The organism is Variovorax sp. 05L425, from assembly GCF_056397705.1.
Genome location: NZ_JBFTNY010000003.1, coordinates 13,555 through 28,030 on the forward strand (window position 1 = coordinate 13,555; position 14,476 = coordinate 28,030).

The 14,476-nt window shown below is 55.9% G+C and carries 11 protein-coding genes and 2 pseudogenes; 11 read left to right on the plus strand and 2 right to left on the minus strand.

Annotated elements, in window-relative coordinates; translation table 11 throughout:
* Nucleotides 1–3 precede the first annotated feature (3 nt).
* From AC1DN9_RS04200 to AC1DN9_RS04240, 9 genes are all read left to right on the plus strand, one after another.
* Complete coding sequence (locus AC1DN9_RS04200) at nt 4–3,444, plus strand: glycosyltransferase (protein WP_478097590.1); 3,441 nt, start codon at nt 4–6, stop codon at nt 3,442–3,444.
* Entirely contained in the window at nt 3,441–4,493 is a 1,053-nt protein-coding gene (locus tag AC1DN9_RS04205; protein ID WP_478097592.1) for a GHMP family kinase ATP-binding protein, read from the plus strand. Before AC1DN9_RS04200 ends, AC1DN9_RS04205 begins: the two co-directional genes overlap by 4 nt.
* A complete protein-coding gene (locus AC1DN9_RS04210; protein WP_478098126.1) occupies nt 4,493–5,071 on the plus strand; it encodes a D-sedoheptulose 7-phosphate isomerase in 579 nt (192 codons plus the stop codon). Before AC1DN9_RS04205 ends, AC1DN9_RS04210 begins: the two co-directional genes overlap by 1 nt.
* On the plus strand, nt 5,068–5,796 hold the full coding sequence (locus AC1DN9_RS04215; protein ID WP_478097594.1) for a nucleotidyltransferase family protein: 729 nt from the start codon (nt 5,068–5,070) through the stop codon (nt 5,794–5,796). The genes AC1DN9_RS04210 and AC1DN9_RS04215 overlap by 4 nt, the downstream gene beginning before the upstream one ends.
* A complete protein-coding gene (locus AC1DN9_RS04220) occupies nt 5,771–6,319 on the plus strand; it encodes a D-glycero-alpha-D-manno-heptose-1,7-bisphosphate 7-phosphatase (protein ID WP_478097595.1) in 549 nt (182 codons plus the stop codon). Before AC1DN9_RS04215 ends, AC1DN9_RS04220 begins: the two co-directional genes overlap by 26 nt.
* Nucleotides 6,320–6,324: 5 nt before the next feature.
* On the plus strand, nt 6,325–7,395 hold the full coding sequence (locus AC1DN9_RS04225; protein WP_478097597.1) for a class I SAM-dependent methyltransferase: 1,071 nt from the start codon (nt 6,325–6,327) through the stop codon (nt 7,393–7,395).
* A gap of 486 nt (nt 7,396–7,881) precedes the next feature.
* A complete protein-coding gene (locus AC1DN9_RS04230; RefSeq protein WP_478097599.1) occupies nt 7,882–9,972 on the plus strand; it encodes a hypothetical protein in 2,091 nt (696 codons plus the stop codon).
* Nucleotides 9,973–9,976: 4 nt separating this feature from the next.
* Nucleotides 9,977–10,354, plus strand: a complete 378-nt coding sequence (locus tag AC1DN9_RS04235; RefSeq protein WP_478098127.1) for a GtrA family protein — start codon at nt 9,977–9,979, stop codon at nt 10,352–10,354.
* Nucleotides 10,351–11,340 (plus strand): glycosyltransferase family 2 protein, encoded by a 990-nt coding sequence (locus AC1DN9_RS04240; protein ID WP_478097601.1) that lies wholly within the window; start codon nt 10,351–10,353, stop codon nt 11,338–11,340. Before AC1DN9_RS04235 ends, AC1DN9_RS04240 begins: the two co-directional genes overlap by 4 nt.
* A 98-nt stretch (nt 11,341–11,438) precedes the next feature.
* On the opposite strand, the pseudogene AC1DN9_RS04245 reads toward AC1DN9_RS04240, so the two are convergent.
* Nucleotides 11,439–11,597 (minus strand): annotated as a pseudogene (locus AC1DN9_RS04245) (IS110 family transposase); the annotation flags it as partial.
* A 425-nt stretch (nt 11,598–12,022) separates the two neighbouring features.
* Entirely contained in the window at nt 12,023–12,886 is an 864-nt protein-coding gene (locus tag AC1DN9_RS04250) for a class I SAM-dependent methyltransferase (protein ID WP_478097603.1), read from the minus strand.
* Nucleotides 12,887–13,191: 305 nt separating this feature from the next.
* On the opposite strand from AC1DN9_RS04250, the pseudogene AC1DN9_RS04255 reads away from it, so the two are divergent.
* A pseudogene (locus tag AC1DN9_RS04255) lies at nt 13,192–13,336 on the plus strand (IS3 family transposase); the annotation flags it as partial.
* A 182-nt stretch (nt 13,337–13,518) separates the two neighbouring features.
* Nucleotides 13,519–14,406: a class I SAM-dependent methyltransferase gene (locus AC1DN9_RS04260; RefSeq protein WP_478097605.1), complete on the plus strand. Its 888-nt coding sequence runs from the start codon at nt 13,519–13,521 to the stop codon at nt 14,404–14,406.
* Nucleotides 14,407–14,476 lie beyond the last annotated feature (70 nt).

The window sequence follows — 14,476 nt, forward strand, 5'->3', positions numbered from 1 at the left end:
CTAATGATCGAATTTACTGGCGAACGCTTCATTCCGAGTGAAGCCGGAGAAATCCACTACGAACACATGCACCGATATGGCTGGTCGGTTGCACATGCTGCGGGCTGCGACGTACTCGACATCGCCTGTGGGGAGGGCTACGGCACAGCTCTCTTGGCAAATGCTGCCAAGTCGGTCATAGGCATCGATATTTCGGCGGACGCAGTTGCGCACGCGAGTGACAAGTATCGGGAACTCCAGAATGTGCGATTCAAGGTAGGGAGCGCAACAGCCATTCCTCTCCCGGACGCCTGCGTGGATCTAGTCGTTTCCTTCGAAACGATCGAACATCTTGCTGACCAACGAGAAATGATTGCGGAACTGCGACGGGTCCTTCGTCCGGCGGGGCTGTTGATCATCTCTTCGCCAAACAAGAAGGTTTATTCCGACAATCGCAATTTCGTCAACGAGTTTCATGTCAAGGAACTCGATATGGACGAGTTTGACGCGTTGTTGAAGGAGCAGTTTCCGAGCGTGCGGTACATGGGGCAACGGTTCATGACAGCCTCTGCGTTGTTTCCTTTGGACGCTGGCAGTGAAGGTCAGTACGAAGCGCTGCTCTTGCATGAAGGAAAAGTGGAGTTACGGACCGCGCCGCTTGCGGATCCGATGTACTTTGTCGCCGTTTGCGCGGCGGACACCGAATCGCTGAAGGACCTGAGGCCGTCGGCTTTTTTTGAGACAGAGGTGGACATCTACCGGGAGCAACAGAAGGTTCTGCGGTGGGCTTCTGGGTTGGAGGGTGAATTCGATACGTTATCGAAGCGATATGGTGGACTTCAGGCCGAGTCAGAAGAAGGGAGCGCTTGGGCCCTAAGGCTCGATGCGGAGAACAAGGACCTTCGGTCGCGTTTAAACGCTTTGCGTGAGGAGGACCTGATCACGCTTCGCGAACGGCTTGACGACCTTCAAAAACTTCACAGTGGGTTGGAGCGCGAATTCACCACTGTCTCGAACTCGTATGACGAACTGCAGAACAGGTATAACGAACTGGCACGGCGGCGCGACCTGCTGGAGCAAAGGCTCGCCGAACGCCCGCGATACAAAGAGGGGGGCCCTCGCGCTGGTATCCCAGCTTCGGCGCGACATGGTTTGGGGCAGCAGCAAGCGATCGCCAAGCTTGTCGCCATGACGCGGCAGTCCGAGAACCTACGTCGTCAGCTCGATGAGGTGTATCGCTCAACTTCTTGGCGTGTGACGGCACCACTCCGCGCCTTAAAGGATCTCTCGGCGAATAGGGGTGCGGGCGCACGTGCTCTAGCCAAGGCGCGGGTACAGCGGCTCTCGTATCTGACATACAAGTCCGTTCCTCTTAGCGAGTCGGCCAGAGACGCGATGGCGCACGCGGTGTTTCGGATCTTCGGCCCGGTATTTCGTGAGACCCCCCGCTATGAGGCCTGGCGGCGACTGGGAAGGGACGCGCAGCTGCTCGAACAACTGAGGTTCAACACATCGGCGAACCCAGAGGTGAGCATTGTCATTCCGACTTACGGGAATCTTCCTCAGACTTTGATTTGCCTTGAGTCGATTGCCGACAACATGCCGGCGGTACCGATCGAGATTATTGTGGCGGAAGATGCATCAGGTGATTCCGAGATCCTCAAGCTCGAAAATGTGCCAGGGTTGATCTTCAAGCAGAACGCCCAGAATCTCGGCTTCCTACGTTCTTGCAACGAAGCTGCCAATTTGGCGCGTGGCAAGTATATCTATCTCTTGAACAACGACACGCGTGTTACGGCCGGGTGGCTCGACCGCATGGTCGAACTGTTCAAGAGGGACGGTTCCATCGGAATGGTCGGATCCAAGCTGGTCTTTCCGAACGGCAAACTACAAGAGGCCGGGGGCATTCTTTGGCAAGATGGCAGCGCTTGGAACTTCGGTCGAAATGACAACCCGGCGCGCAGCATCTATAACTATGTCAAGGACGTCGACTACTGCTCGGGCGCGTCGCTATTGTTGCCCACCGAGCTCTTTGAGCGCCTCGGGGGCTTCGATGAGTACTATCTTCCGGCGTACTGCGAAGATTCGGACCTGGCATTTCGCGTTCGAGAACTGGGGCTGCGGGTCGTGTATCAGCCCGCTTCGGTGGTGGTTCACTACGAAGGCGTATCGCATGGCACTGACGTGACAGTCGGTGTCAAGGCCTATCAGGTTGCCAACCAACGCAAGTTTTATCAGCGGTGGGCCAAGGTACTGGAGTCCCGCCATTTCAGCAATGGGGAGCACGCCTTTCTAGCGCGTGATCGCGCTACGCTCAAGAAGACTATCCTAGTCATGGACCACTATGTGCCGCAGCCGGACAGGGATGCAGGCTCGCGCTCGATGCGCTGCTTCCTTGACGTATTCCTGGCGATGGGCATGAACGTCAAGTTTTGGCCGCAGAACCTTTTATTCGATGGCCACTACACGAAGACGCTCGAACAAGACGGCATCGAGGTGATCTACGGGGATGAATATCAAGATGGCTTCGATCTGTGGATTCGCGAGTACGGGGACGAAGTCGACTATGTGCTTCTGAGCAGGCCGCATATTGCCGTGGAATACCTCCACTCCATCAGGGTCGCCAGCAGGGCAAAAGTGCTTTACTACGGTCACGATCTGCACCATGCGCGCGAGGAAAAACTTGCGTTGCTGACCGGGCAGGACGACCTGTTGAAGCAAGCTGCGGCCACTCGTGCTCAAGAAGTAGAGTTGTGGCGTGAAGTCGATTGCGTCTACTACCCGTCGAGTACGGAGACTGATGAAGTTCTCAAGGCGGTGCCGGGCGCGATTGCCAGGACGTTGCCGCCATATTTCTTTGCGCCAGTGGAGCGCGCCTCATTGAGCGTTCGGCGACGTCAGCACATTCTTTTCGTCGCTGGCTTTGCCCATCCTCCGAACATCGACGGCGCGCTCTGGTTTGTCAAGGACGTATGGCCGGCAGTGCGGAAAGCTGTGCCGGACGTGCGCCTATCGTTGGTAGGGTCCAATCCTTCCCAGGAGATTCGCGATCTGGCCAACGAAGAAATCGAGGTAACAGGCTACGTGTCTGACGAGCAATTGGCGTCGTTCTATGCGAGTGTGAGGCTGGCGGTGGTGCCGTTGCGCTATGGCGCGGGCGTCAAGAGCAAGGTGGTCGAAGCCTTGCATCATGGCGTGCCTCTTGTAACTACTAACGTCGGAGCGCAGGGGTTGATGGGGCTGGAGCGGGCTGCGGTCGTGACAGATGACCCGGACTCAATGGCAGACGCCATCATTCGCCTGGTATTTGATGACGGGGCGTGGACGGCCGCGTCACAGTGTGGCCCTGCTTTTGTAGCGGCCCAGTTTTCGGGAGAAGCAATGAAGCGTATTTTTGAACTCGACATCGATCCTGCGCCGTGGGCTGACCTGTCGCGCGGCGAGACCGCAGGAGGCGTCGCATGACCGACAGCTCGTTGGCATGCATGGCTGGGGTCGTACGTGCACGCGCGCCGCTGAGGCTTGGCCTTGCTGGAGGCGGCACGGATGTTTCTCCCTACTCGGACACGTTTGGTGGCCAAGTTCTCAATGTGACCATTGACAAGTATGCCTACGCGACGTTGACACCATCATCTCCTGGCTCGGTTTCGATGTTGGCTGCGGATAGCGATGTCAGTTGGAGCGGCGCAGCGACCGAAATACTGGAGCGAATTCCTGGGCTCGACCTTCACGTCGGCGTTTACAACCGAATCGTCCGTGACTTCACAAAGAAACCATTGAGCGTTTCAATCACGACGCACTCGGAAGCCCCTCCGGGCTCGGGCTTGGGCTCGTCCTCGGCCATGGTCGTGGCAATCCTGCAGGCGTTTTGCGAATACTTGTCCTTGCCCCTGGGCGAGTACGAAGTGGCAAAGCTCGCCTACGAAATCGAACGTGTGGATCTCGGGATGGCCGGCGGTAAGCAGGACCAGTATGCCGCGACTTTTGGTGGCATGAATTTCATGGAGTTCTACAAGGATCGCGTCATCGTCAATCCGTTGCGGATGAAGCATCGGATCAAGGCCGAACTCGAGGCTTCCCTGGTGCTGTTTTATACCGGCGTATCGCGTGAGTCCGCCAAGATCATCGAAGAGCAAACGGTCCACATAGAACGACAGCATGAGATACCGCTGGAGGCCATGCATCGCGTCAAGGCGGAAGCATCCGCGATGAAGGAGGCCGTGCTGATGGGTGACTGGGACGGATTTGCACGGTCGATGCGAACGGGCTGGGAAGAAAAGAAGAAGCTTGCCAAGAGCATCAGTAATGCTGCCATCGATGAGGTTTACGAAGCGGCGATCGGAGCCGGCGCGTTGAGCGGAAAGGTGTCCGGCGCCGGTGGCGGCGGATTCATGATGTTCTTCACAGAACTATCTTCGAGGCCCGCGGTCATGCGGCGCCTTCAGACGTTCCCGGGCCAGGTATTCACGTGTAATTTCACCGAAGGCGGTGCCCAATGTTGGAGAAAGAATTGATTCGTTTTATTGAACAAGAGATTGACAAGACGCTGTCGACCATGACGGCCATTCGTAGCGATGACCAACTGCTGAAGACTGTGGAGCTTGCAGCGCTGAAGATTTGCGACGCGCTCGACCGGGGGAACAAGGTCTTGCTGGCCGGCAATGGCGGCAGCGCTGCTGACGCACAGCACATCGCTGGAGAGTTCGTGAGCCGCTTCATGTATGACAGGCCAGGTCTGCCGGCATTTGCTTTGACCACCGATACGTCGGTCATCACCGCAATCGGCAACGACTATGGGTACGAGCACCTGTTTGCGCGGCAGATTCAGGCGACCGGCGTCAAAGGCGATGTCTTCTGGGCGTACTCCACGTCGGGGAAATCGAAGAACATTCTGGCAGCCATGAGGCAAGCGCGATCTTCTGGTCTGCTCGTCATGGGCTTCACTGGCGCTCGGGGTTGGGCGGAGCCCGATATCTGTGATGTGTCAGTGGAAATTCCCTCCACAGAGACGCCAAAGATCCAGGAAGGCCATCTTGTGTTGGGCCATATCGTATGCGGGCTGGTCGAGGCCCGAATGTTTCCACGTCCATGAATCCGGTGATCGTTCTCGCAGGTGGGTTGGGAACGCGGCTTCGTCGCGTCGTGAGCGATGTTCCCAAGCCATTAGCGCCCGTGGCCGGTAAGCCGTTTCTGTGGTGGCTGCTCAGCGATCTGGAAATGCAAGGCGTCGAGCACGCTTGTATTTCGGTCGGCTACAAGGCCTCGATGATCCAGGATGCGTTTGGCGACAAACTTGGGCGCATGCGTCTGAGTTACTGCATCGAAGATGAACCGCTTGGTACCGGCGGGGCGGTGCTTCGTGCCGCTCGTCTGGAGGGATTCGAAAGCTTCTGGGCGCTGAATGGCGACACCTTCTCGTCCATTGATTTGAAGCTGATGCAGCACAAGGCTGAAGGTGGTACTTTTGACGCGGCGGTCGCGGTGGCGAAGGTGGACGATGCATCGCGCTATGGCACGCTCGAGATCGACGCGAGCGAACGCGTCGTGGGCTATCTGGCGGCCGGCGCGCCGGGTGCGGCCATGATCAGCACGGGCATCTATCTCTTGAAGCGCACGGTCCTTGATAGCTTCGATCTTCCGGCGAAGTTTTCCATCGAGAAGGACTTCTTCGAGAGGCATCTGGGGCAACTCAGCATCTTGGCGTATGCGGGTGTTAGTGGATTCCTTGACATCGGCGTGCCTGAAGACTACGAACTCAGTCAAACGAAAGTGCCGCTCTTGGCCGCATTGCATGACCCGTCCCGCGCTTCTTCTTGATCGTGATGGCGTGATCAATATCGATCATGGTTACGTATGCACCCCTGAACGTACGGAGTTCGTCGACGGAATCTTTGAACTGGTCCGTACCGCGAACCAGCACCATGACGTGGTCATCATCACGAATCAAGCCGGCATTGCCCGTGGCTACTATTCCGAACAGGAGTTCGAGACGTATATGTCTTGGATGCAAGGTAGGTTTGAGGAACAGGGTGCCAGGATAGACGGTATTTACTATTGCCCGCATCACCCGACTCACGGAGTCGGACCCTATCTCAAGACGTGCGAGTGCAGAAAACCGCGGCCTGGGATGATCATTCGGGCTGCCGCCGAACGGAAGTTGGATTTGTCCAGCTCCATCTTCGTGGGCGACAGTGAATCAGATATGCAAGCGGCGGCTGCAGCAGGCGTCAAAAAGCGATTTCTCCTGCGATCAGACAGTGAAAACGCTGAATGCCCCTTGGCGCAGAAGGTGAGTGGTCTCGTGGTCGTCGAGGCCTTCCTACGAGGTCTCCATGCCTAGCCTTAGTGAGTCACCATCTGTTCTCCCCGGCTTTCGGTGTTGCGATCTCGATCAATATGAAAGGTAATATGGCAATGCTGAGATCGATCGCAAAATCGGCGGTGAGGCCCTTCTGGACGCCGGTGCGTCATAGGCTCGAACACATGCTTCGGGCGCAGATTTCCCCTCTGGAGGCCAGCTTGCAGGAGCAAGTTGGCCGTTTAAACGCCGCCCTGTATCAGGTCAATGAGATCGCACTCGGAATTCGAGGTAACGCGCATCTTGGTCCTCGTCGTCTCTATCCTTTCGCCGAAAGTGACCTGAGCAGTCCGTTGCAGGAGATTCTGCCGGGAAGCATCTTTCATGGGTCTTGCCCAGTTTGCGGTCACAAAGTCAACTTTAGTGGCTTTACATCCAATCTTCGAGAGTCTGGAATTTGCTCGGATTGTGGTTCATTTAATCGCCAGCGCCAAATGGCTGCGACCATTCGGCGACGTTTCCAAATGAGGGACGACGGACCATTGGTCTTTCCGGCGGGCACGGTGATCTATAACACAGAGACAACGGGTGCAGTCCATGCCGCTCTTCGCGCGATGCCTGACTATCTCAGTTCCGAATACTTCGGCCCCGAGTTTGCCCCAGGGACTATGGTCGGCGATCGTCGCCACGAGGATCTACAACGCCTGTCATTCAGTGACGGCTGCATCGATCTGGTGCTGTCCAGCGATGTGCTCGAACATATGCCTGCGCCATACATTGCGCACGAAGAAATCTTTAGGGTTCTCAGGCCTGGCGGGCGCCACATCTTCACGGTGCCGTTTATTCCCAGTCAGGGGCGGGATGACGTGCGTGCGGAGTTGATAAATGGCGAAATCGTCTACAGGGCAGATCAACTGTTCCATGGCGACCCGGTGAGGCCCGACACGGGCGTGCTTGTTTGGACGATCTTCGGAATGGAGATGCTACTCAAACTCAGCGAACTGCGGTTCGAAGTCACTGCGTGGAATGTTCGCGATCCGGAGCGCGGCATCCTTGGAGAGCTGCCGGTAGTCTTCGAGGCGAAAAAGCCGTTGTCAAACAGTAGCCGACTACTCTAGATCAATTGGTGCAAGGGACTAGCATGCCTAAAGGGTGAAGTCGGGACTGAAAAGTCAATTCTTGACGGCGGCCGCATTGCGTCTAACCGCAGTCCGCCCCGCACTTCATGCGTTGAGGCGTTTTCTGTGATGCGTAGCAGCACCTGCGTGACGGCTCGGACTGATCGTCCACCCCGGCTTTGCGGTTATCAATTAGATTTTGAGAGGTAATATGGCAATGCTGCGAATGATCGCAGAATCACTGGCGGGTCCGTTCTGGAGATCAGAGCGCCATCGACTGGAACACACGATTGGAGTGCGGTGGTCTCGTCTTAATGCAGACTTCCAAGATCCAACTGGGCACTTGAGGGGCGTTCAGGGCAATGAAATAATGCCCAAAATTCGGGGTGACGCTCCTCCGGGTCTTCATCGTCCTTACCATTTCGCAGAAAGCTGCTCAGGCGGGCGCTCGCAGGATATTCGATCGACATGAGCGCAGGAATCCAAATGCAAGAAGTGTTGAGCGCATCCTCTGTGAAGCGGTCATCGCTAGTGTGCCTAGCCATCGGGATTTGTCTAGTTGCTGGCGTTGCGAGCTCGGACGCCAAATTGGCGCAGATGCTGTGGGATGCCAGATATCACGCGGCGCTGGCCGCCGTGCTCGGCGCCATCGCGGCCATAGTTGGATTATTCCGGATAAATCCGACCGGGTTGCTTCTATTCGCTCTAGTGATGCTGTCAGTTAATTTTGTCGGCCTTCCTGCGGTCATCGCAGTTGCAGCCGTCGGTCTAGTCTGTGCGGTGATTGGCCGTCGAATTGCTAGGCGCTTCGGGATCGATGACGCGTTGGTATCGGGGTTTATCGGCGTTTTTATACTAACGGGTGTTATCGGCTGGCTACTGCCTTATGAAATTCACACTCGCCCTGTCTATACGGTCGCAGTGACGACACTCCTCTTGCTCGAGCGTCGCGCAGTCTTCGAGATTCTTGCGTCCGCTTTACGAGGCTGGACGGACGCAGTCTCAAGATCGAAAACCAGTGCGAGTCTCGCACTCATCGTTGCTATCGTCTCGCTAACCACTGCGTGGCTACCAAGCATTCAATACGACGAATTAGCCTATCATCTGATGCTGCCGGCCCAATTGGTCCAATTGGGCCATTACCGGTTCGATGTCGCTACACAAGTCTGGGCCATTGCGCCCTGGAGCTCCGACATTGTCCATGCCGTTGTGAGTGTACTGGCCGGCGCCGAATCGCGAGGCGCAGTGAACATCGGTTGGTTCGCTCTGGCCTGCTGCGCACTCTGGCGATTTGGTACGCTCATCGAACTCGGTGACCGTTGGAAATGGCTCGGAATTGCGTTGTATGGGAGTCAGCCGTACATCAGCGGTCTTCTGGGAACGGCTCAGGTCGAAAATGCACTGGTACCCCTTACTATAGTGCTCGCTGGACTTTCCGTTAAAATATTTAGAGACAAGGATTCGAACGCTCCATATGCAATTGTAATTCTGGCAGGCCTTTTTGCCTCGCTGAAATCTTCGCAAGTATTGGTGATTGTGCCCCTTGCTCTCCTTTGCGCCCCGGTCTTCTTCAAGACCGAATCGCGCAAACTGGTGGCGGCCGGTGTTGTTGCGTTGATATTCAGCAGCTCTAGTTATGTCTACGCTTGGTATATCACCGGAAATCCAGTGTTTCCGCTGTTCAATGGCTACTTCAAGTCTCCCTTCTTTGAGAGCATCAATTTTCATGACCCCCGCTGGTCACAGGGCTTAAGCTGGCGCAGCCTGTGGGACCTGACCTTTGATACCGGCAAGTACCAGGAAATATACGTTGGCGGAGCCGGCATCTCGGCACTGGCACTGAGCCCATTTCTGCTCGCAACACTGTTGGTTCCCGCCTTGCGGCGCACCACAATTTGGCTATTGATTGCCCTGATTGGAATGTTCGGTGCGATTCAGTACCTTCGATACATCGCGCCTCTTCTTGTGGTGACCATTCCTCTGGCGCTTTTTTCAATGACCAGGCTTCTTGCCGCAAAGATTGCGACGGTTGCAGTGACTTGCTTAATCGTTGTCAATTTACTGTTAATTCCGACCTCAACATGGGTACTAAAGAACGATCTACTGCAAATGCAGTTGAGTTCACTCATTAATAGGAGAGGCGTCAATCAGGAAATTCTTAAAACCTATGCCTTTGAATCCGTTGTTGCAGCGTCTGTGCTGCATGCCCCTTCCGAGCCAGAATCGGTGTTGCTCGCAGACCGGAGCCGACCATTCACAGCGCCATTCGCAGGTCATGCCTTCGCGGAAAGCTGGTACGACCCTGACTTTCAGGAGTCTGGGGCCGTTGCCGATGCGGACTTGACGGGGGAGCGTTGGATTGAAATGCTCGAACGCAAAGGCATTCGTTATGTGCTAGCGAAGACGGGTGTACCTGATCGGCCCGCCCTCGCAGCGGCACTACTCGGAAGGGCGTCCGTGATCATGGCAGGTCCCGAACACACGCTCTATTGCCTGTGCGGCGCGGACCCGATTGCAACCGGTAGCGACACGCTGTACGACTCGCGTGACTTTGGTAGACGACTTCGACCCCGTTAGCACCGTGAGGCAAATTATTCTTTTTGGATTCATCGGCGTGACCCAGCTGATGACTGATGCACTGATATTTTATCTTTTAATGAAAATTTCGACGCCACCATGGATCGCGAATTCGACATCTAGACTCCTGGCGCTTTTTCTCGGATTCCTGCTGAACGGAACATTCACGTTCCGGCGGTCCAAGAATTCGTCTGCGGTCAACAAGAAGAGTTTTTTTAGACTATTGATTCTCTGGTCGATTCTGACTTTTGTCAGTTCCGAGTTCATGACGATGGCGAGTCGGGTAACGACAGATATGCGCTTGCTCGCGATCAAGCTCAGTGTTGAGTTTGCGTTGGCTTTTGTCTCATTTTTTATTTCAAAGGCCTGGGTTTACCGATGAATCAACCACAGGAATCGACGGCGCACACGATCGCGGTTGTCATCCCCTGCTACAAATCCGGTGAACTCGTTTTAGACGTGATCCGCCGCATAGGCCCAGAAGTAGGTTGGATCTTTGTAGTCGATGACAGCTGTCCCATCCAAACTGGACAAATGGTATTGACGAGGTGTTCGGATCCCCGAGTCACGGTGCTGTTTCACAGCAAGAACCAAGGAGTGGGTGGCGCCGTGATTACAGGCTACGACGCGGCCATGAAAACCTCAGCCTTAGTCGCCGTGAAGATCGACGGCGATGGCCAGATGGCTCCAGAGTTGATCCCCCAGCTTTGCCAGTCGATTCTGTCGGGACAGGCTGATTATGTTAAGGGCAATAGATTTCACCCCGCAGGCCGCGTAGGCGATATGCCACTGCTTCGATTGATGGGAAATGTGGGTCTTTCGTTCATGACCAAGGCGTCAAGCGGGTATTGGCAACTGTTCGATCCGACCAATGGGTATACCGCCATACACACGCGCGTTCTTGCCGAGTTGGAAACTAGCAAAATTGCGCGCCGCTACTTTTTTGAGTCCGACATGCTCTTCAGGCTGAACCTTCTCAGGGCGGTTGTTGATGAAATGCCGATGCATGCGGTCTATGACGGTGAACCGTCAAGCCTAAGTCCGTTGAGGGTGGTCCTGCCTTTCCTGAAAGGCAATACGCGAAATTTCTTCAAGCGCATTTTTTACCGCTACTTCATCTCGGATTTTTCACTCGCGTCATTGGAACTCGTTGCAGCGATCCCACTGCTGATTTTTGGTATCGCTTATGGTGCGGAGCATCTCCTGTTGAATCGCATGAGCGGCGCCACGGCATCCGCCGGCACAGTAATGGCCTCTGCACTCCCCATCATTGTTGGATTCCAGCTTCTACTCTCGTGGCTTGGCTACGACGTGTCAACTCAGCCGATGCGCGCGTTGCACGGGCGACTTCCACCGCTTAGGCCATGAGCGAGCCTGCCACGAATCGTGCGCGGCGAAGACCTGCGACCGTGCGTAGTTCTGTGGATAGTGTAGGTGAGGGTACTTCCTATCGTGATCGTGCCGCATCACCTCGTGCCACTGGCGGAAACTATCGTGCCGCAGGGCTGGGCGATCGCCCAGACGAACGCCCCCACCTCCCGCGCCACCGCCACGCAGACCTTGTTGGCCTGAACGCCTCGGCCCGACAGTTGCGCGAATCGCGAACACAAGCGCACCTGCGCCTTCTGTCATCTTTCGGCACATAGGAGCCAGTTCGTTTTCGGCGTAATGGAGCCAGTGGATTTCCGCCATATTGGAGTCACTGCGTTTCCGGCATATTGAAGCCACTTGAGTTGAAGGACACCTCGATCTGAATGCGTTGTTGCGCCATCACGCTTGCGACCAGTAACCAGCCGCTTGGCCAACTCCGAAATCCACTCTGACATCACGTCCCCATGTTCACCTACATGGAGACGTAGGGTCTTAGTTCAGCGTCCGGGCAGGAAGGGCGCGGTTCATTGACCGCATACTACCTACCTTTCCACACCGCCGCCCACCGTTTTTCAAGGTTGATCCAAGCAGTGATGTTTGTGCGACGACTACGGTTTAGCCGACGATGAGCGGGCGAGCCCGAAGATTGCCTGCGATGTGCGCGTACTTGTCGCGATGCCTACGCGACCCCGTTAGTTTCTTTGACTCTTGGCAACTCGCCCGACCGGAGTGCAGCGATTCGCTTAGCGCTGACCAACTTCCACATGGTTTGCAAGGCGTCGTGTTGGACACACTCGTGGATGCGAAAACCATTAGCGAGAAACATGGATTCCATCTCGGCGATGCTGAAGTGATTTAGCCAAGCGTGGCCTGCGCGCTCGTCCCGATTGGGACAATTGTCGACGGAACTGTATGACAAGAGCACAGTGTCGTAACGGGTCGATATGCGCTTGAGGAGTTTTGGCACGTCGAAGATATACTCGAGCAGCCCGAGTCCCACGAGGCAGTCGGCAGCGAAGTCGGGAAGATCTTCCTTATTGAGATCGACGAGTAGTGTGCGTTCATCGCGGCGAACTACATCAACCGGGATGTAAAGGGCTGTTGGATTTAGAAAGCCCTCGAGCGTCATCATCCCGCACCCCAAATCCACCACTGAAGCTTGTGAACCAATAAGTTGTGCTGCGCGCTTCGCGCGCAGCGACCACGAATCAGTTCGTTCTGCCGCCAAGTGCTCCCAGCGGAAGACTAAGGTCTCCTGCGTTGCGACGGCCTCCGCAACCAGTTTCTGACGCGCGGACAATTCGAGGTCATAGAAGTTTCCGACCATGGGGCTCCCAGGTTGGATGCCGATGGAATATTCATCGGTGCCAAGGGCAAAGCTGCTCGCGTCCACTTCCTCCATGGGCGTAGCAGCGCCGGCGTATTGTTCGTCGATACGTTCCGGGAACTCGGGGTTCAATCGCAAAAACGCATCCGCCGTCTGCTTTGCGGACTTTCTTTTATAGCCCAGCACGGCCAACAGTTTTTGGATTTTGCTTTTCATTTGCGCAATTCATGCCGTGTGCTGGTGACGATGCCCCAGATCCAACTCGTCATTCAGCAAAAGAGAAGGGGCAGCACAAACGATGACTCTCAGCCTCGGTCACCTTCCTGCGCATCGGGGTACACCGCGCGAGTAGGTGAGCTGGTCGATGGCGCGCGAATAGCTCGCGAGCGGTGCGACCACCGCCTCTGGTCGAAACTGGTGCTCCGCTCGACCGATCACATCGACCAAGCCTTGGGCCGCGTCGAAGATATGGGAGCACAAGCACGCACCCTCTGCCTTTTGTTCTTGAGCGCGAAGGAGCAGGCATCACGTGCAGCTCGAGCCGTGCAGGCGAGGCCTGGGACAATTCAGCGACGGGAAGCTTTGCATTTGAAAGCCAAGCGCACGGCCAGCAAGGTCCACAGGAGTAGAGAGCAGGCATGCGCTAAGGTCTTTCAATGCATCGATTTTGAAGCTCTCGTGCGGGCAGGTCAACCCATGCGGCTCGGCGCCGCAGCAAAGCTGCGCAGTCAGACGGCCGGATCGAGACGCACTGACGTGCGTGATGTAGCATGCTCCTGCGGCAGGAGCAGAAGGCGTTGAAGAATGGGAGTCGTAGGCCCTCCGCGTTAAACGGAACGAATATTCCAATGTTGAAGCGAGCGATCCAAAAATCTCTGTTGGCCTTCGGCTATTCGATTCACAAAACACAGACAGTGGCGAACCTGGCGGCCCGTAAAGAAGAGGCAGAGCACGCGCTGAAGGAGGCCCGAATGGCAATGGAAGAGTCATCTGGCGCTCTTGCGTTGGCGGCATCTCGTCACCGCGACAATCGGGCGTCTGTCGGCCCGTCGCCGATCATGGACGCGTACAGCGCACTACCAAATGCCGAGGCTGGTCATGCGGCAGGAGCATTCGTTACGGCGGTACTGAGACGCTTGGAGCAGATTTTGCCTGCGTCGATCGAGAACTCGGCAGAGACTGGCTGCGGCAAATCCACCATCTTATTCTCGAACATCTCCAAGCGGCATAAGGTGTTTGCTTTCGACGATCAAAATCTTGAACACTCGTCTGTTCGCTATTTTCGCGAGTGCCCTCTGACAAAGCTCGACCGCGTTGAGGCGATCTTTGGCGCGACACAGAAGACTTTACCAGACTACCACCAGCATCCGGCCTATGACGTAGTACTGCTCGACGGACCGCACGGCTACCCTTTCCCCGATCTTGAATACTTCTTCTTCTATCCACACATCAAACCGGGTGGCTATTTGATCGTCGACGATGTGGCAATTCCGAGCATCGGACGCATGGCTGATTTCTTGGCCGAAGACGAGATGTTCGATTTGGTAGAAATCATTTACTTCACTGCGGTCTTCAGGCGCACCTCCGCGCCAACGTTTTCCCCCTACGCCGATGGCTGGTGGGAGCAGCGCTACAACCGCCGGCGTATCTCGCCGAAGCGCGAGATTCACCTAGCAGACGGCCGAGTCTTTGACCGCGTCTCATCGCTCGACCTCGACGTGCGGCATTCGGTTTGAGCAAGGCGTGTCAGAAATGTGGCACGGCTTGTAGGCAATCTCACCAATAGCTGTTGGGCTGCTCTTAAGG